Here is an 18,268-nt window from a genome sequence, read left to right as displayed (position 1 = left end):
TCTCAGCTGCCGCCGTTGGCGAGTTCACGCTCCAGCACCTTGGGGTTGTCACGCCAGCGCTCGAGCCATTCCTGGGCCACGTCGCCCGGATAGACGTCTTCCACCCCGTCGCGCAGCGCCTTGACGATGGCGCTGGCCAGCGTGGCGGGGGCGAGCTTGGGCGGCGGCGTGTGCTGGTTCCATTCGTCGTCGATCGGGCCGGGGAACACGTTCACCACGCGGATGCCCGCCGGCCGCATCTCGGCGCGCAGGCACTGCGCCAGCGAGTGGGCCGCCGCCTTCGACGCGCTGAAGGTGCCGTGCGGCGGGAAGTTCGCCAGCGCGTAGATCGACAGCAGGTTGACCCAGGCCGTGGCGCCGGTCGGGCCGTCGGCCGAGCGGCCCTTGAGCGCCGGGCCGAACTCCTGCGCCAGGCGCAGCAGGCCGAAGTAGTTGATGTCCATCTCGGCCTTGGCGACATCGGTGCCGCGGCGCGCGCCGATGCCGAAGGTGCGGTGCACCTCGGCGTTGTTGATCACGATGTCGACCTTGCCGCCGATCTCGCCGGCCAGCTCGGTCACCGAGCGGCCGTTGGTCAGGTCCAAGGGCACCAGCGCGACCTGCGGCAGCGCCGCGATGTCGTCCAGGCCGCCGAGCTTCTTCCACGGCTCGGCATGGCCGACCCAGACGAGGTCGGCACCGGCCTTGACCAGCGAGCGCACCAGCGCCTGCCCGAGTTCGGTCTTGCCGTCGGTCACCAGCACCTTGCGGAACTTCGGGTCGCTGGTCATCTCGCGCAGCATCTTGTCGTCGGCCATATGGGCACTCCCTTCTTTCGGAAAACCAATGAGCACGGCCTGGCCCGCGCGGTCGAGATGGGCGCCCACGCGCACGCGCTGCGGCGCCTCGCCGACCTCGCCGTGCAGATGGACCATGAGCGTGGGGCCGGCATCCAGGCGCACCAGGCCCAGCCGCCAGGGCAACCGTTCGCGGAAGAACAGGTCGTTGCTGTGGTGCAGCGTGGTGCTGCCGAGCAGTTCGCCCTCGCCGCTCTGCGCGCGCCAGCGCAGGGCGGCCGACAGGCACTTGTGGCAGACCTCGCGCGGCGGGTACTGCACCGTGCCGCACTGGTCGCAGGTCTGCAGTTCGAAGCGGCCTTCGGCGGCGGCGGCGGTGAGGCCGAGCGCCACACGCCCGCGCGCGCCGGGCGGCAGGTTCATCTGCCGGGTGCGCAGCACCGGGTTCTTGCGCGGGGGGCGCATCAGGGGCATCGTCATGCAGACCTCCCGAGAATGACGGCGCCGGTGCACAGGCAGCGGTCGTAGGTCACCATGCCGAAGCCGGCGACGAGGCCCAGTTGCGCATCGGGCACGGCGCGCGAGCCGGCCTGGTCGGTCAGTTGCCGGATCGCCTCGACCATGCCGAGGAAGCCGCCCGCCGCGCCCGCCTGCCCCGCCGACAGCTGCCCGCCGCTGGTGTTGTTCGGGAAGCTGCCGTCGAAGGCCATGGTGTGCGACTGCACGAAGGCCGGGCCCTCGCCCTTCTCGCAGAAGCCGAGGTCCTCGAACTGCATCATCACGATCACCGGATAGTCGTCATAGGTCTGCACGAAGTCGAGCGCCTCGGGGCCGACACCGGCCTGCGCATAGAGGTCGTCGCGGTCCTGCAGCCAGCCGCCGCGGACCATCACCGGGTCTTCGGAGAAGGCGTTGTGGCGCTCGATGGCGCCGCGCACCACCACATGCGCCAGGCCGAGGTCGCGCGCGCGCGCCTCGCTCATCACCAGGAAGGCATCGGCGCCGGCGCAGGGCATCACGCAGTCGAACAGGTGGATCGGGTCGGCGATCGGCCGCGCCGCCATGTACTCGTCGAGGGTGAGCGCCTTCTTGAACATCGCGTTCGGGTTGCCCAGCGCGTTGGTGCGCTGGTCGACCGCGATGCGGCCGAAGTCCTCGCGCCGCGCGCCGTACTGGCGCATGTAGTTCGCGGTGATCATGGCGAAGATCGAATTCGGGCCGCCCGAGCCGTAGGGGTAGCTGGCGTCGCGCGCGAAGTTGCTGAAGCTGCCCAGCGTCTGGCGGAAGGAGTCGACATGGTTGGTGTCGGCGCCGACGCAGGCGACGATGTCGGCGTCGCCCGCCTGCACCGCGCGCGCGGCACGCCGCAGGCACATCACGCCCGAGGCCCCGCCGGTGGGCACATGGTCGAGCCAGCGCGGCGACAGGCCCAGGTGCTGCGTCACGCCGACGGCGGTGTCGGGCGCCAGAGAGAAGCTGCTGAGCGACAGACCGTCGATGTCTTCTTTGGCGACGCCGGCGGCCTGCACCAGCGCCTCGATCGCGCGGCCGATGAACCAGTGCGCGCTCTGGGTGGCGTAGCGCACATAGGGCACCGTGACGGGCACCGCCACGGCCACGCCGTCGTAGGAAGTGCGTTTAGAACTCGCCATCACGCCTGCCTCTTCTTCATGGCACGCGTATCGACGCAGTGCGGTTGTGTCGGCAGGGCCTGCGCCAGCGTGCGCAGCTCGCCGCGCTGGATCTTCTGCGACGGGGTGAGCGGCAGCGCATCGACAAAGGCGACATAGCCCGGCGCCTTGTAGTAAGCCAGTTGTGCGAGCGCATGCACCACGATGTCGGCCGCGAGCGCCGGCTGGCACCGCGCGTCGGCCGGCTCCTTGAGCACGATGCAGGCGAGCACCTCGTCGCCGCGCACCGCATCGGGTGTGGCGGCGACGGCCGACGCCTTCACCGCGGGGTGCTGGTTCAGCACGCTCTCGACCTCGACGGCCGAGATGTTCTCGCCGCTGCGGCGGATGACGTTCTTCTTGCGGTCGACGAAGAAGAAGTGGCCCTCGGCATCGCGGCGCACCAGGTCGCCGGTGTGGAACCAGCCGTCGGCCCAGGCCTCGGCGGTGGCGGCCTCGTCCTTCAGGTAGCCGGAGAAGAAGGCACGTTGCGGATCGTCGCCGGCCGAGCGCACCCACAGTTCGCCCGGTGCGTCGACCCCGCTCGCCTGCCCGGCGTCGTCGACCAGCCGCACCTCGACGAAGTTGGGCTGGCGGCCGAAGCAGGCGCGTCCCACCAGGCGCGGTTCGCGGTTGGCCATGATGCAGGCGGCCACGCCCGTTTCGGTCATGGCCCAGGCCTCCACCAGCGGGAAGCCGAAGCGTTCCTCGAAGGCGGCGTGGTGCTTGGGGTCGACGCCGGCACCGAAGGCCCAGCGGATCGCATGGTCGCGGTCGGCCGGCGACGGCGGTGCCGACAGCAGCATCGCCGGCATCACGCCCAGGTAGTGCACCACCGTCGCGCCGCTCTCGCGCGCGCTCTGCAGCCAGCTGCGCGGATGGAAGCGGTCGAGCTGCACCAGGCAGCCACCGGCGACCAGCACCACCATGGTCGAGCAGGCCATCGCATTCATGTGGGTGAGCGGCAGCGGCGTCATGACGCGCTCGGCGTCGGGCCGGATGCTGCAAACGCCATCGAGCGCGGCGTACCAGGCGCCAGCGTTCAGGAAGTAGGTGTTCGACAGGATGCAGCCCTTGGGCCGGCCGGTGGTGCCCGAGGTGTAGAGCAGCGCGCATTCGGTGTTCGCGCCCACCGGCTCGCCGGCGCGCGGCGGCGCGGTGGTGGCGGGCGGCACCGCGCCGTCGGGCGCCATGGTGGCGAAGCCGGTCACGCCGGCCTGCACTGCGGCGCTGCGCAGGTCGTCTGCCCGCTCGGGCAGCGTCACCGCGAGCGTGACCTCGCTGTGGCCGATCAGGTAGCTCAACTCGGCCGAGCGCATGTCGGCATTGATCGGCACCACGCTCGCGCCCAGCGCATTCAGTGCGAACCAGTGGAACAGGAAGGCCGGTCGGTTCTCCAGCAGCAGCGCGACCCGGTGGCCGTGGCCGTAGCCGGCTGCTGCATAGGCGGCACGCAGGCGCTCGACCTCGGCGGTCGCGGCGCCCCAGGCGATGGCACCCGGCGCGATGCCGTAGGCCGCAGCGGTCACCGCTTCGGTGAACAGGAAGTCGGCACCGGGCGTGCGGGCCGCGGTGGTGGCGAAGGCGTCGTGAACGGTCTGCATCGGGGCGCTCAAAGGCTCAGAGGAAAAGCTGCACCGCGGGCAGCGCCGCGTCGCAGTTGAGCAGGTTGACGCGTTTGAGCGTCATGCGCAGGGCGCCGTCAACCACTGTCAGGTGGTGAAAGCAGGTGCCGACGTAGAACTGCAGCTCGTCGCCCTGCGACTCGGTGTAGTGGAATTCGGTGCGCAGCACATAGCGGTTGGCGGCCGGTTCGTAGACCTCGACCGTCGGCAACTGCAGCAGGTGGTGGCAGCGGCTGGGCGGTTGCTGCGAGAAGGCCCGCGGGCTCTTGAGCCGCTCGATGCGCAGGTCGCGCAGCAGCTTGTCCTCGTACAGGTGCGAGGTGTGGTGGATGCCGTCCGGCTGGTCGGGCACCAGTGGGATCCAGTAGAACGCGTCGTCGGTGAAGAGCGCGTTCCACGCGTCGTACGCGCGCTCGTCGAGCAGGCGCGCCTCGCGCACCACGAAGTCGATCAGCACCTGACGCGCTGGTGCCGTGGCCGTGCCGGTGGGGATGTCGATGTCCGCCGCCATCACATCGTCTCCGTCATGTAGCGGCTCCACGCGCGGTACTGGTTGCGCATCGGCAGCTCGCTGGTACCCACGGTGGTGATCTCGCCGCCGCGGGTTTCGGCCGCGTCGTGGTTGCGGTGCAGGCTGACCCAGTCGTTGCCGCTGGCATGCAGGCCGGCCTGCATGCCGCGGTAGGCCTGCAGGTCGTCGTGGCCCACCACCGAGAAAGGCGAATTGATCAGGCGGTTGTACATGGTGGTGCGCTGCAGCAGCTCGTCGGGCGCGCCCTTCAGGCGGAAGGTCCAGCTCTCGACCAGCGTGCGGTCGGCCGCGATCGGCCGCGCCACGCGGATCGACTGGATCGCGCCCTTGATCGTCAGGTTCGGGTAGTACACGGTGTTGTGCCGCGCCATGCCGAGGATCTGCGCCGTCTTCTCTTCGCCGTAGCGCGCCTTCATGGCGTCGTCGTACGCGGGGATCGGCTTGTACTTGCTGTGGATGCTGAAGTTGACGCCGGTGAAGCTGTGGCCGTTGTCGTACGTGCGCACGCCCATGTCCTCGAAGAACTTGTAGTCGGACATGAAGGGCACAAACTGCTCGATGGCCATCGGCTTGGGGGCGTCGGCCGGCTGGTCGGCCCACATCGCCTTGGCGGTGCCGGCCGACGATTCATGCGCCACCATCGGATGCATCGTGTCGTTCAGGTTCTCGACGAACATCTTCCAGTTGCACTGGTGCATGAAGCGCAGGCAGCCGCCGGCGATTTCGAGCTCGCCTTCGGGCGAGCGATCGGCCATGTTGTCGATCGAGCTGAGCGAGTCGCCGAAGTAGCTCTCGAAGTCCGGCCCCACGTCGTTGATCTTCACGAAGATGAAGCCGCGGTACAGCCGCACGTTCTTCACTGCAACCAGTCCCTTGCCGGATTCGCAGTCGTGCAGCTGCGTGCCTTCGTAGCCGTTCTTCAGCGGGATCGCCAGCAGCGAGCCGTCGGTCCGGAAGGTCCAGGCATGGTACGGGCAGCGGAAGAACTTGCCGGTGTTGCCGCAGGGCGCGTTCACCAGTTGCGAGCCCTTGTGCGCGCAGCGGTTCATCAGCACCCGCACCGAGCGGTCGGTGTGGCGCACCACGATCAGCGGCCGGCCGGCGATCTCCACCCGGATGTAGTCGCCGGGCTCGGGCACTTGGCTGTCGTGGCCGGCGTAGTTCCAGGTGTTGGCGAAGAAGTGCTCCTGCTCCAGCGCGAACAGTTCCTCGCTGATGTAGAGGTCGCGGTGCACGCGGTCGGGCTGCACCAGGGCGCGCACGGCATCGGGGTTGCCTCGGTAGGTCGTCATCGGGTGGGTCCTCGTTCGTTGCGTTGCATCGCGTCAGAGGTCGAGCACCAGGCGGGCGCCCTTGGCGCGCGAGATGCAGATCTGCATCACGTTGCCTTCGGCCTTCTCGCGCGCGCTCAGCACATAGTCGCGGTGGTCGATCTCGCCGTCGATCACCGGCACGGCGCACACGCCGCATTCGCCGCGCTTGCAGTCGAACATCGGGTCGCAGCCGTTGTCGATCAGACAGTCGAGCAGGCTCTGGTCGGCCGCCACGGTGAAGCGCTGGCCCGACTGCGCCAGCTCGACCTCGAAGGGCCGGTCGCCCTCCTCCACCACCGGCTCGGTGAAGAGCTCGAAATGCACCCGCCCGGTCGGCCAGCCGCGTGCCTGCGTCGCAGCCAGCAGCGCGTCGAGCATCACCTTCGGGCCGCAGAGGTAGAGGTGGTCTTCGGCGCTGCAGGCGTCGAGCAGTGCCGCGACGTCGAGCGGCTGCCCCGCCTCGGCATCGGCATGCACCGACAGCCGCTCGCCCAGCAGCTCGGTCAGTTCGGGCAGGAAGGCCATCAGCGCGCGGCTGCGGCCGGCGTAGTGCATGCGCACCGGCGCGCCTTCGGCCATGCGGCGCGCGGCCATCGCGATGAGCGGCGTCACGCCGATGCCGCCGGCCACCAGCACGGTGGCGCCGCCGGGCGCGTCCAGCGGGAAGTCGTTCTTCGGCGCCTCGATCTGCAGCAGCGCACCGGGTTGCAGCAGATCGTGCATGAAGCGCGAGCCGCCGCGGCCATCGGCCTCGCGGCGCACCGCGATGCGATAGGCCGCAGGCGCCGCGGTTGCGGCCGGCTGGCCATCGGTGTCGATCAGCGAATAGTGGCGCCAGTCGCTGCGGCCGTCGGGCAGCGTCACCTGCACACGCACATGCGCGCCGGGCTCGAAGCCGGGCAGCGGTGCGCCGTCGGCCGCCACCAGGCGGAACTGGCGGATCAGCGGATTGAGCAGGGCCGCCTCGGCGACGCGGACGGTGAGCTGGGCGGTGTCGGGATGCGGCATGGTGGCGTTCCTCGGGGTCTCACTCGGCTCAGGCCAGCGCATGGCGCGCGAGTGCGGCGCGCAGGCGGTCGCCGTGCTCGTCGGCCAGGGCGGCATCGCGCAGCTCGCGCAGGGTGGCGGGTGCCAGTTGGGGGCCGGCGCGTTCGGCGGCGTCCATCAGCAGCGTGTAGTTGCGCAGGCCGCGCTCGTGGGTGTCGCTGTAGCCCTTGACCAGCCGCTGGCATTCCGCGATCTCGACGGCCAGCTGCGGATTGAGCGCGGCCGCCTGCGCGATGCGCGCCAGCCAGCCTTCGATCAAGGCGTTCTCCTGCGCGAAGCGGACGGTCGAGCGGCGCCAGCGGCGCGCCGTGGCCACCGCCCGCAGCAGCAGGTAGCCGCCCAGCGAGCTGGTGCGCACCACCCGGCCCTGCTGCGTCAGCCGCTCGACCAGGCGACGTGGCAGGCCGGAGCCCGCCAGCCAGCGCCCGATGCCGCCCGGCAGCGTCTCGCAGATCTCCTGCAGCCGCGGATGCATGTACTCGTGGATCGCCATCACCTGGCCGGGCTGCACGCGCGACTCCTCGCGCACCCGGTCGAACCGGGTGGCGCGGGTCTTCAGCGCGGCGACGCGGGCGGTGTCTTCGTACGACATCCAGAGCGCGAGGTGCCGTGCGACGGCGTCGGCCAGGCGGGCGCCGTCGTCGGCCGTGCGCTCGTAGAACGGCGTGAGCCGGTCGAGGTAGGTCTCGGCGTAGCCGATGTCCTGGTAGTCGATCAGCCGGCGCACGCCTTCGAGCAGCAGCGCTTGCGAGCCGGCAGGAAAGCGCTGCTGCACCCGCTCGACCAGCGCCCGCACCGCCGCATGGCGCGGCTGCGGCGGCGCTGCGACGGCCGTGGTGGCGCCGGGGGCCGCTGGCGCGTCGCCCTGCTGCGCGCGATCGAAGGCGGCGCCGAAGGCCTTCAGGCTCGGCTTCACGCCGACGCCGCCGCGTTCGACGGTGGCTTCGAACTGGGCCCGGCTGAAGGGCAGCACGCCGGCACCGGCGAGCGCACCGAAGAGCACCGCGCTGATCACGCTGCCGGCGCGTTCGGCCGCCTCGGCCATGTCGAAGCGGATGTAGCGTTTGGCGGCGCGGTCGGCCTGGCGTTCGAGCTGGGCGCTGTCGACCCGGCCATCGCCCATCGCCGACTTCTCGGCGATCGAGTACACGCGGTGCGTCGAGCCGATCAGCGTGGTGCGGTCGGCGGTGACGAGGCCGCGCTGCACCGCGCGGCCTGCTTCCATCAGTTCCGAGGCGAGCACCACGTCGACGTCGCCCGGCAGCGGCATCAGCGCCAGCACCGGACGGCCGCCGTCGGCCAGGGCGCGAGCCTCCGGGAACAGCTCGACGTAGTAGATGGTCGCGCCAGTGCGCTGCGCGACGCCGGGCACCGAGGTGGTCTGCGCGATGTAGCCGCAGTGCTCGCCGAGGTCGACGATCCAGTCGGCGAGCACGCCGCCGCCCTCGCCGCCCATGGCGAGGATCGCGATCTTGATGGGTTGAGCCGGATTCATCGTGGTTTTTTTGGGAGAGATCGTCTGCGGGACTAGAAGGCGTAGCGGTCGCGCTGTCGCGCTTCGGTGCGCTGCATCCAGCCCACCACGGCGCCGCCGACCTTGTCGCGCGTGCGGTCCCACCAGCTCGGGTTGCTCACGATCTGCGCCTTGTAGAACGACGGGCAGAGCACCGCCGCATGCGAGACGTCGCCGCAGTTGCCGCAGCCCACGCAGCTGTCGAGCACATGCGCCACCGGGTCGGTGCGCAGCGGATCGGGGTTGGCCTTGATGGAAAGCGAGGGGCAGCCCGACAGGCGGATGCAGGAGTGGTCGCCGGTGCAGGTGTCGGGGTCGACACCGAACTTCTCGCGCACCACGCGCTGGCCGGCAGCGACCGCCTTGCGCACCAGGGGCTTCTCGCGGCGCTGCTTGTTGAGCATGCATTCGGACTGCGCGATCAGCACCTTCGGGCCCTTCTCGCCGGTGGTGAGCGCCTCGCGCAGCAGCCGCCGCATGCCAGCCACGTCGTAGGTGCGGCGAATCGTCTTGACCCACTTGACGCCCACGCCGCGCACCGCGCGTTCGATCTCGTGGCCGGTGCTGCGCGTCGGGTTCTGGGCGGTCGACGACAGGATGTCCTGGCCGCCGGTGGCCGAGGTGTAGTTGTTGTCGACCACGATGGTGAGGTTGTCGCTGCGGTTGAAGACCGCGTTGGCGATGCCGCTCGTCAGGCCGTTGTGCCAGAAACCGCCGTCGCCCATCACCGAGATGGCGCGCTTGCCCGCCGGCACGTTGAGCGCCGCCGCACCGGCCGCGCCGAGCCCGTAGCCCATGGTGGTATTGCCGAGGTTGAAGGGCGGCAGGATCGAGAACAGGTGGCAGCCGATGTCCGCGCTGATGTGGTGCGTTCCAAGCTCGCGCTCGACCAGCTTGATGGCGCTGAAGATCGGCCGCTCCGGGCAGCCGGTGCAGAAGCCGGGCGGCCGGGCATGCACCGTGTCGTCGATCGCCGCGAGCGCCGGCTCCGGCGCCTGGTCGACGCCGATCGACGCCACCGCCGTCAACGGGATCACCTTGCGCGCCACCGGCACGATGGGCAGGGGCGCGATGCGCTCGTAGCGCTCGAAGAAAGCGCGCGCGGCTTTCAGCAGCACCGCCGCGGTGTATTCCCCGGCCACCGGCAGCAGGTCCTTGCCGTGCAGCGCGGTGTCGCAGCCGGCCTGGCGCAGCAGCGTGGCGACGTTCTGCTCGATGAAGTTGGGCTGCCCCTCCTCCACCAGCAGCACCGCGCGCTTGCCTTGGCAGAAGCGCACGACCTCGCTGTCGATCACCGGGTAGGCGACGTTCATCACATAGAGCGGCACCTGCGAGTTGCCGTAGACGTCGGCCAGGCCGACGCGCTCGAGCGCACGCATCAGCGTGTTGTAGCTGCCGCCCTGCACGATGATGCCGAGGTCACCTGCGTCCTCGGCGAAGAACTCGTTGAGCCCGCGCTCCTCGATGAAGCGCACCGCGGCGGGCCAGCGGTCGTTCACCTTCTCCTGTTCATGCACGAAGCTCGCCGGCGGCAGCACGATGCGCGAGACGTCGCGCTGCGGCTGCTCGAGCGCCTGCTTCAGGGTGAACGAGGGCGCGCGGTTGTCGGAAGCGACGAACTGGCCGTGCACATGGCAGGCACGGATGCGCAGTTGCAGCATGACCGGCGTGTGGCTCGCCTCGGAGAGCTCGAAGCCCTGCTTCACCGCCTCGACGATCGAGGGCAGGTTGGGCCGCGGGTCGAGCATCCAGATCTGCGACTTCATCGCGAAGGCATGGCTGCGCTCCTGCATGATCGAGGAGCCCTCGCCGTAGTCCTCGCCCACGATCACCAGTGCACCGCCGGTGACGCCGCCGGAAGCCAGGTTGGCCAGTGCGTCGGAGGCGACATTGGTGCCGACCGTGGCCTTGAAGGTGACGGCGCCGCGCAGCGGGTAGTTGACCGAGGCGGCCAGCGTGGCGGCCGCGGTCGCTTCGCTGGCGCTGTTCTCGAAACGGATGCCCTGCTCGGCCAGGATGTCCTGTGCGTCGGCCAGCACGTCCATGAGGTGGGAGATCGGTGCGCCCTGGTAGCCGGCGACGTAGGCCACACCCGACTCGAGCAGCGCCTTGGTCACCGCCAGGATGCCTTCGCCGCTGAAGACCTCGCCCTCACCGAGCCGCAGCTTCTTGACCTCTTCGACAAACGAACGTTCAGCCATGATGCTCCTTGCAAGCCCCCATGCCACGAGGCACGATGGGCGTATATTCTTTAGATGTGAATCTATCCACAATCATGAATAACCCTAGACTAGCAAGCACTGTGCCGGCCCCGGCCGCGCCGCGGCGCTTCGTCGACGACTACCTTCCGGCGCTGCTGGCACAAGCCAGCCACCTGATCTCTTCGGAGTTCCACAAGGTCGCGCGGGCGCACGGTTTTTCGGTCTCGGAGTGGCGGGTCATGGCGTCGCTGGCCGGCGGCCAGGCGCTCAGCATCGGCCGGCTGGCGCAGGTCGCGGTGATGAAGCAGCCGACCGTGACGCGCATGCTCGACCGCATGGCGGCCAAGGGGCATGTCGAACGCTTGCCCCATGACAGTGACCGCCGCATCACGCTGGTGCGCATCACCGACGACGGCGAGCGCACGGTGGCGCAACTGACGGAACTGGCCACCGAGCACGAGCGGCGCGTGCTCGAGCCCTTCGGCCTCCAGAGCGCCGAGGCCCTGAAGAACACGCTGCGTCGCATGATCGAACTGCACGAGAACGCCGCGTCCGAGGTGACGGACGAAGACGACTGAGCGGCCGGGCGCGCCTCAGTGCGCGGCGTCGAGAAAGTCGAGCACCGCCTGGGCGAAGGCCTCGGGCAACTGGTCCGGCAGCGGCACCCTGCCGCCTTCGATGTCGACGATGCGCGCATCGGCCAGGTGTATGGCGAGCTCAGCCGCGTGCGGCGATGCGAAAGGGTCGGACGGCGCGCGCAGCACGAGCGTGGGCTGCCGCACCTGGCCGATGCGATCCTCCATGCGGTATTGCGCCACCGCACGATGGCCACCCTCGAGCGGCCCGGAGATCTTGAGCGCATCGGCCACGAAGGCCTCCAGCAGATCGGGCCGTTGCGCCGGGTAGAAGCCCTGGCGCTTCTGCCACAGCGCGGCGAGGTGGGTGCCGTCCTCGCTGGGCGCCACCTCGTCGATCGGCGGACGGTCGGCCCGTGCGAGCCGGAACGCCGCATCGGTGTAAGGCGTCGAGGAAAGCACCAGCCGCCCCACGCGCGCCGCATGCGCGGCGGCAAGCTCCACAGCAATCACCCCGCCGGTGTGGTGCCCCACCACATGCGCGCGCGCGATGCCCAGCGCATCGAGCAGTTCCACCGCCACCGCGGCCCAGGCCTCGATGCTCGGCGGCCAGGGCGGCGCGCACGAATCGCCGAAGCCGACGGTGTCCATCGCGATCGCGCGGTAGCGCAGGCCCAGCAGCGGCAGCACCGCGCGGTACTCGGCCCAGCTGCGCGGCGTCTGGTGCAGCAGCAGGACGGCAGGAAGTTCGGCATCGCCGCAGTACGCGTAGTGCACCTGGCCGACGGAGAGGTCCGCGAAGGCGCGGCGGATGGGCGGCATGGGTTCAGCCCCTCAGTCCCGGGTGTGCTCGGCCGGCGGCTGCAACAGCCCCGCGTGGCGGAGCATGCCGAGGGTGCGCAGCAGCACGTCGGCCCGGTAGGCGCCGACGTCGCGCCCGGCGTAGTCGTAGAAGCCGCTGCCGGTCTTCAGCCCCAGCCGGCCCTCGTCCATCATCCGGCCGAGGATGGCCGGTGCGCGGTAACGCTCGGCATCGATCGACGCCGACATCTCGCGGCTGGCGTGGTGCAGGATGTCGGCGCCGCCGAAGTCGATGAACTCCACCACGCCGAGCGCTGCGAAGCGCAGGCCGAGGCCGAAGCGGGTGGCCTTGTCGATCTCCTCGGCCGTGGCCGCGCCCTCCTCGATCATCCGCGCCGCCTCGTTCATCACCAGCGCCTGCAACCTGGGAACGATGTAGCCCGGCGTCGGCCCGCAGACCACCGGCAGCTTGCCGATCGATTCCATCAACGCCTTGGCGCGCGCCAGCACCACCGGGTCGGTGCCGGCATGGTGGCTGAGTTCGACGACCGGGATCAGGTAGGCCGGGTTGAGCCAGTGGATGTTCAGGAAGCGCTCCGGCCGCTCGACGAATTCGGCGATCTGCGTGACCAGGATGCTGCTGGTGGTCGAGGTGAGGATGGCGTCGGGGCCGCAGTGCGCGTTGATGCGGGCGAAGGCCTCGCGCTTGGCGGCCAGGGTCTCCGGCACGCCTTCGAACACCAGCTCCGCACCGGCCAGTGCCGCCGCCGCGCCGTCCGAATCCACCAACTCCACCCGCGCCGCGATGGCGCTCACCTGCGCTTCATCGATCACGCCGAGCCGGGCCAGCCCGGCCAGGCTGCCCGAGATCTCGGCGCGTGCCTCGTCGTGCAGCGTGCGCCAGGCTTCGGGGGTGCGCTCGCGCAGATCGATCAGCGCCACCCGGTGCCCGGCATAGGCGAAGGCGATCGCGATGCCGCGCCCCATGCGGCCGGCGCCCACGGCGGCGAAGCGTGGCGGCCGCGCCGCGGGCTCAGGCGCCGTCATGCAGCCGCGCCTGCAGCGCCTCCGGTGCGAGCCCGGCCAGGCCGAGCACTTCGAAGCTGCGCGGCCCCTGGCGCAGGTCGCGCCCGAGGAAGCCGCCGACGATGGCCAGCAGGCCGTGCGCGATCGGCGCATCGACACCCGCGTGACGCGCCGCCGAGGCCAGAAAGGCCAGGCCCAGCACCGTGTCCTCGGTGATGTAGCGATGCGTGTGCAGGTCGATGTGCTCGCGCCAATCGCCCGACTTCACCAGCTTCTTGTGGGCATCGCCGTACATCCAGCGGTCGTTGTCGTAGTGATCGCGCAGCGGATAGTGCGGGCCGCCGTAGCCGAAGGCCTCGCGCACCGCGATGCGCTCCTGGTCGAGCTGGTCGGTGACGGCGCGCACCGACGGCTGCGTGCCTTCGTTGTGGATGTCCCAGCGCTCGAAATGCTGCAGCGGCGCGGCATTCATCACCATCAGCGGGGGGTGGATGATCGGGCCGGCATTCATCAGGGCGCCCGAGAGCGCGTCGCCGCAGCCATGCACGCTGGGGTAGGCCTGGCGGATCACCGCGATCGCGGTGTCGGCCTTGCGCGCCGGGTAGACCCCGGTGGGCAGCCGCAGCGCGCGGATGGTGAGGTTCACCTCGCGCTCGCCGTGCTTGCGCGCCAGGTAGGGCAGCGTGCCGGTCTCGGCCCAGGCGACATCAGCGCGGCTGCCCGCCTCGCGCACCAGCCCGGCCATCACCACGCTGCCGAAGGTGCCCGGCGGCAGGAACACCACCTGGCCATCGACCAGATGCGGCGCCATGGCACGCGCGATGTCGGCCTGCGCGACGGCGGGGGACGGCACCACGATGAGTTCGGCCTCGCGCAGCGCGGCCCCGATGTCGGCGGTGGCCAGCGCGATCGGCACGTCGCGCGCGCCCTCGGCATCCTTCAGGCGGATCGAGCCCGCCGCTTGCACCGCGGAAAGGGCTGCCGCATCGCGGCGCCACAGCCGGACCTCGTGACCGGCTTCGGAGAGATCGGCAGCCGCGGCATAACAGCCATGGCCACCGCCCAGGACGGCAATCTTCATGTACAGGCACTCCTTGACGAGGAAAGGAGGCCATCGGCAACGCCGACGACCCGGCGCCAGTACATTACTTTTCAAATGTTTAGATGTCAACGGTTCGCGTCGGAACCGAAAGGCGCGCAAACCTTGCGCACCAGGCTCAGTTGCGCGTCATCAGCCGTTGCAGCTCAACCGCATCGCCTCGATGCGGCCGCCGAAGCCCAGCTTGCGCATCAGGCCGCCTTCGCGGCTGTTGGCCGGGAAGGTCGCGGTGCGGTCGCGGAACATCGCGCGTTCGTAGACCTCCAGCGTGGCCTTCGGGCCAACGGTGACGCTGTCGATCTCGCGCTTCAGTGCGCGTGCCGTGCCCTTGTCCATGCTCACCACCGCGGCCGGGCCGACCAGCGTGACCATGTCGCCCTGGAAGTTGCGCTGCGAATAGAACTGCGCCCAGCAGCCCGACTGCAGGGCCGGGTCGGTGATCTGCACCGGGACCAGCAGCACGGTCGGGTCGGGCTGGTTGTCGCCCGCCGGTGCAGGCGTGGGGGTCGAGCAGGCACCCAATGCGAACAGGGCGGCGACGGAAAGGCAAGCGGCAATTTTTTTCATGCGGGCATCTTGGGCCGCCGGGCGCCGCGGCCAAGTAGGACGGCGCTGTTCTTGGCGCAGGCCGCCAGCCTCCGCCCCGCGGCTTCAGTCGCCCGGGAACATCGGGGCAACCTCGACGCCGAGGGTCGCCAGGCGCTTGCGCATCGACAGCACCGCGCGGTCCTTGCTCAGCAGCCGGGCCCGGTGGGCCACGGCCAGGTCGATGAAGATCTGGTCGTCCGGGTCCTTGCAGACGAATCGGGCCCGCAGCGGCACGCCGCCCACCGTCTGCACTTGCGCATCGAAGGCCGCAGCGACATGGGCCGGCTCGCGCGCGTCCTTCAGCAGGCGCTGGGCGATCAGCGGGTAGCCCAGTACGCGCAGCAGTTCGTCGCGCATGGCCGCGGTCGCCAGCCAGCGCAACTCGCCGGCAGCGAGCGCCGTGCGCAGCAGCGCCCAGCGCGGGTCGTCGAACACCAGCAGGTCGAGGACGATGTTGGTGTCGATGACGATGGGGCTCGCGCCCCCCGCCGGCGCCGCGCTCAACGCTCGATCGTCAATGCCACGCCCATGCCGCCGCCGATGCACAGCGAGGCGATGCCCTTCTTGGCGTCGCGGCGCTGCATCTCGTGCAGCAGCGTCACCAGGATGCGGCAGCCCGACGCACCGATCGGGTGGCCGATGGCGATGGCGCCGCCGTTCACGTTGACCTTGCTCACGTCCCAGCCCATCTCGCGGTTCACCGCGCAGGCCTGGGCCGCGAAGGCCTCGTTGATCTCGAGCAGATCGAGGTCGGCGGCCTTCCAGCCGGCGCGCTGCAGCGCCTTGGTCGACGCGCCCACCGGGCCCATGCCCATGATGGCCGGATCGAGGCCGACGGTGGCGAAGCTGGCGATGCGGCCGAGCGGCGTGAGGCCCAGGGCCGCGGCCTTCTTGGCCGACATCACGACCACGGCGGCGGCGCCGTCGTTCAGGCCCGAGGCATTGCCGGCCGTCACGCCGCCGGCCTTGTCGAAGGCGGGGCGCAGAGCCGCCAGCACTTCGGCGGTCGACTTGCGGTTGATGAACTCGTCCTGGTCGAAGACGACCGGGTCGCCCTTCTTCTGCGGGATGGTGACGGCGGTGATTTCGTCCTTGAACCTGCCAGCGTCCTGCGCGGCGGCCGCCTTGGTCTGGCTGCCCAGCGCGAGCTCGTCCTGCGCGTCGCGGCTGATCTCGTACTTCTTGGCGACGTTCTCGGCCGTGATGCCCATGTGGTACTGGTTGTACACGTCCCACAGGCCGTCGACGATCATGGTGTCGACCAGCTTCCAGTCGCCCATGCGCTGGCCGTTGCGCGAATTGGGCAGCACGTGCGGCGCCAGGCTCATGCTCTCCTGGCCGCCGGCGACCACGATCTCGCTGTCGCCGGTGGCGATGGACTGCGCGGCCAGCATCACGGCCTTCAGGCCCGAGCCGCACACCGCGTTGATGGTGAGCGCCGGCGTTTCCTTCGCGCCGCCGCTCTTGAGCCAAGCCTGGCGGGCCGGATTCTGGCCGACGCCCGCGGCCAGCACCTGGCCCATGATGGCTTCGCCGATCTGCTCAGGCGACAGCTTGGCGCGCGCCAGCGCTTCCTTGATCACGAGGGCGCCGAGCTCGGTGGCGGGAATGCCGGCGAGCGAGCCGCCGAACTTGCCGACGGCCGTGCGCGTGGCGGAAACGATGACGATGTCTTCCATGGAGTTCTCCGTTGCGTGATTGAGTGAGGATTCTTCGGATGTGCCCGGTCAGGCCTTCGCCTTGACGTAGCTGCCCGGCGCGGGCTCGCTCGCCTGGTAGGCGCGACCCTTGCCATACGCCTTGGGTGCGGCGATCTGCTTGCCGCCGAGTGGCTTGAGCCACTGCGACCAGTCGGTCCACCAGCTGCCCGGATGCTCGACGGCACCGGCCAGCCATTCGGCCTGCGTGGCCGGCAGCTTGCCGTCGGCACGGATCCAGTGGCTGCGCTTCTTCTTCGCGGGCGGGTTGATCACGCCGGCGATGTGGCCCGACGCGCCCATCACGAAGCGCTTCTTGCCGCTCAGCAACTGGGTCGACGCATAGGCACCGCCGATCGGCACGATGTGGTCTTCGCGCGAGCCGTAGACGTAGGCCGGGATGTCGATGCGGCCGAGGTCGATCTTCTCGCCGCACACCGTCAGCGCGTTCGGGACCGCCAGCTTGTTCTCGAGGTAGGTGTTGCGCAGGTACCAGGCGTAGAACGGGCCCGGCAGGTTGGTGGCGTCGCAGTTCCAGTAGAGCAGGTCGAAAGGTGGCGGCGTCTCGCCCTTGAGGTAGTTGCCCACCACGTAGTTCCACACCAGATCGTTCGGCCGCAGGAAGCTGAAGGTCGACGACAGGTCCATGCCCGGCAGCAGGCCGCCCTTGCCCATCTGCATCTCGCGGAACTGCACCATCGCCTCGTCGATGAAGATGTCGAGGATGCCGGTGTCGGTGAAGTCCAGCAGCGTGGTCAGCAGCGTGACCGAGGCGGCCGGCGTCTCGCCGCGCGCGGCCAGCACGGCCAGCGCGGTGCCGAGGATGGTGCCGCCGACGCAGAAGCCCAGTGCGTTGATCCGGTCGGTGCCGCCGATTTCCTGCACTACGTGGATGGCCTTGATGGCGGCGTCCTCGATGTAGCGGTCCCAGGTGAATTCGCGCATCGACTCGTCGGGGTTGCGCCAGCTCACCACGAACACGCGGTGGCCCTGCTCCACCGCATAGCGGATCAGCGAATTTTCGGGCTGCAGGTCGAGGATGTAGAACTTGTTGATGCAGGGCGGCACCAGCAGGAAGGGCCGCTCGTACACCTTGGCGGTCAGTGGCTTGTACTCGAGCAGTTGGAACAGTTCGTTCTCGAACACCACCGCGCCTTCCGTGGTCGCGACGTTGCGGCCGACCTCGAAGGCGCTCTCGTCGGTCATGCTCAGGTGGCCCTGGCGGACGTCGTGCACCAGGTTCTGGATGCCCTTGGCAATGCTCTCGCCCTGACTGACCAGCGCCTTGCGCTGCGCCTCGGCATTGAAGGCGAGCGAGTTGCTGGGCGACGACGCCGCCAGCCACTGCTCGATGGCGAAACGCAGCCGGGCACGGCTCTTGGCGTCGGTGTCGACCGCGTCGGCCATGCCGAGCAGCGTGCGCGCGTTGAGCAGATACACCGCCGCGGCGAAGGCCGACAGCGGGTTGTCGGTCCACGCCTCATTGGAAAAGCGCCGGTCGCCGGCCGGTGTAGCGGCAAAGCCCTGGCGCCAGAGCTCGCCGGCCTCGGCGACGTACTGTTCCTGGATGGCCTTGAGCTTGTCGGCCGCGAACGAAAGTTGCGGCATCTGAGGCGCGGCGCCCTGGGGGGCCATGGACTGAAACGACGCCAGCGCCTTCTGCCAGCCCTGCGTGAGCGTCTGTTGGAACGCGCCGAAGGCGTCTGCGGATGGGGCTTGCTGCTTCATGGTGTCTCCTGGCTCCTCGCCTGGGCTGCGTTCGACTTGAGTATCCTGCATTCATACGACCGCCCCTGCGGCGGCCA

The 18,268-nt window shown here is 69.8% G+C and carries 16 protein-coding genes; 1 reads left to right on the top strand and 15 read right to left on the bottom strand.

Annotated features, from left to right (window positions below):
• Positions 1–2: 2 nt before the first annotated feature.
• From ACSFBE_RS22730 to ACSFBE_RS22695, 8 genes are read right to left on the bottom strand one after another with little or no spacing between them, the layout of a single operon-like run.
• The gene (locus ACSFBE_RS22730; RefSeq protein ID WP_435492669.1) at positions 3–1,256 is read right to left on the bottom strand and encodes an SDR family NAD(P)-dependent oxidoreductase; all 1,254 of its coding nucleotides are present in this window, start codon (positions 1,254–1,256) and stop codon (positions 3–5) included.
• The gene (locus ACSFBE_RS22725; RefSeq protein ID WP_435492668.1) at positions 1,253–2,428 is read right to left on the bottom strand and encodes a thiolase family protein; all 1,176 of its coding nucleotides are present in this window, start codon (positions 2,426–2,428) and stop codon (positions 1,253–1,255) included. The genes ACSFBE_RS22730 and ACSFBE_RS22725 overlap by 4 nt, the downstream gene beginning before the upstream one ends.
• On the bottom strand, positions 2,428–4,050 hold the full coding sequence (locus ACSFBE_RS22720) for an AMP-binding protein (RefSeq protein WP_435492667.1): 1,623 nt from the start codon (positions 4,048–4,050) through the stop codon (positions 2,428–2,430). The genes ACSFBE_RS22725 and ACSFBE_RS22720 overlap by 1 nt, the downstream gene beginning before the upstream one ends.
• A 16-nt stretch (positions 4,051–4,066) precedes the next feature.
• The gene (locus tag ACSFBE_RS22715; RefSeq protein ID WP_435492666.1) at positions 4,067–4,582 is read right to left on the bottom strand and encodes an aromatic-ring-hydroxylating dioxygenase subunit beta; all 516 of its coding nucleotides are present in this window, start codon (positions 4,580–4,582) and stop codon (positions 4,067–4,069) included.
• Positions 4,582–5,895: an aromatic ring-hydroxylating dioxygenase subunit alpha gene (locus ACSFBE_RS22710; protein ID WP_435492665.1), complete on the bottom strand. Its 1,314-nt coding sequence runs from the start codon at positions 5,893–5,895 to the stop codon at positions 4,582–4,584. The genes ACSFBE_RS22715 and ACSFBE_RS22710 overlap by 1 nt, the downstream gene beginning before the upstream one ends.
• Positions 5,896–5,928: 33 nt before the next feature.
• Positions 5,929–6,924 carry a PDR/VanB family oxidoreductase gene (locus ACSFBE_RS22705; RefSeq protein ID WP_435492664.1) on the bottom strand — a complete coding sequence of 332 codons (996 nt, stop codon included), beginning with the start codon at positions 6,922–6,924 and terminating at the stop codon, positions 5,929–5,931.
• A 28-nt stretch (positions 6,925–6,952) separates the two neighbouring features.
• Positions 6,953–8,458 (bottom strand): indolepyruvate oxidoreductase subunit beta family protein, encoded by a 1,506-nt coding sequence (locus ACSFBE_RS22700; RefSeq protein WP_435492663.1) that lies wholly within the window; start codon positions 8,456–8,458, stop codon positions 6,953–6,955.
• Positions 8,459–8,490: 32 nt separating this feature from the next.
• Positions 8,491–10,677, bottom strand: a complete 2,187-nt coding sequence (locus ACSFBE_RS22695) for a thiamine pyrophosphate-dependent enzyme (RefSeq protein WP_435492662.1) — start codon at positions 10,675–10,677, stop codon at positions 8,491–8,493.
• Between the two features lie 74 nt (positions 10,678–10,751).
• Between ACSFBE_RS22695 and ACSFBE_RS22690 the strand changes: the two genes are divergently transcribed.
• Positions 10,752–11,255 carry a MarR family winged helix-turn-helix transcriptional regulator gene (locus tag ACSFBE_RS22690; protein WP_435492661.1) on the top strand — a complete coding sequence of 168 codons (504 nt, stop codon included), beginning with the start codon at positions 10,752–10,754 and terminating at the stop codon, positions 11,253–11,255.
• Positions 11,256–11,270: 15 nt separating this feature from the next.
• Here the strand turns inward: ACSFBE_RS22690 and ACSFBE_RS22685 are convergent, their stop codons facing one another.
• The 7 genes from ACSFBE_RS22685 to ACSFBE_RS22655 form a co-directional block, all read right to left on the bottom strand.
• Entirely contained in the window at positions 11,271–12,074 is an 804-nt protein-coding gene (locus tag ACSFBE_RS22685) for an alpha/beta fold hydrolase (protein ID WP_435492660.1), read from the bottom strand.
• A gap of 12 nt (positions 12,075–12,086) precedes the next feature.
• Entirely contained in the window at positions 12,087–13,100 is a 1,014-nt protein-coding gene (locus ACSFBE_RS22680; RefSeq protein WP_435492659.1) for a 3-hydroxybutyryl-CoA dehydrogenase, read from the bottom strand.
• On the bottom strand, positions 13,087–14,160 hold the full coding sequence (locus tag ACSFBE_RS22675) for an NAD/NADP octopine/nopaline dehydrogenase family protein (protein ID WP_435492658.1): 1,074 nt from the start codon (positions 14,158–14,160) through the stop codon (positions 13,087–13,089). The genes ACSFBE_RS22680 and ACSFBE_RS22675 overlap by 14 nt, the downstream gene beginning before the upstream one ends.
• A gap of 150 nt (positions 14,161–14,310) precedes the next feature.
• Positions 14,311–14,745 carry a hypothetical protein gene (locus ACSFBE_RS22670; protein WP_435492657.1) on the bottom strand — a complete coding sequence of 145 codons (435 nt, stop codon included), beginning with the start codon at positions 14,743–14,745 and terminating at the stop codon, positions 14,311–14,313.
• An 84-nt stretch (positions 14,746–14,829) separates the two neighbouring features.
• Complete coding sequence (locus ACSFBE_RS22665) at positions 14,830–15,270, bottom strand: PIN domain-containing protein (RefSeq protein WP_435492656.1); 441 nt, start codon at positions 15,268–15,270, stop codon at positions 14,830–14,832.
• Positions 15,267–16,445 carry an acetyl-CoA C-acetyltransferase gene (locus tag ACSFBE_RS22660; RefSeq protein ID WP_435492655.1) on the bottom strand — a complete coding sequence of 393 codons (1,179 nt, stop codon included), beginning with the start codon at positions 16,443–16,445 and terminating at the stop codon, positions 15,267–15,269. The genes ACSFBE_RS22665 and ACSFBE_RS22660 overlap by 4 nt, the downstream gene beginning before the upstream one ends.
• A gap of 48 nt (positions 16,446–16,493) precedes the next feature.
• Positions 16,494–18,191 carry a PHA/PHB synthase family protein gene (locus ACSFBE_RS22655; RefSeq protein ID WP_435492654.1) on the bottom strand — a complete coding sequence of 566 codons (1,698 nt, stop codon included), beginning with the start codon at positions 18,189–18,191 and terminating at the stop codon, positions 16,494–16,496.
• Positions 18,192–18,268 lie beyond the last annotated feature (77 nt).

The organism is Variovorax sucrosi (assembly GCF_051216635.1).
Lineage (GTDB): Bacteria > Pseudomonadota > Gammaproteobacteria > Burkholderiales > Burkholderiaceae_C > Variovorax.
Note: the sequence above shows the minus strand (reverse complement) of the source record. Positions and strands in the feature narration are given on the sequence as shown.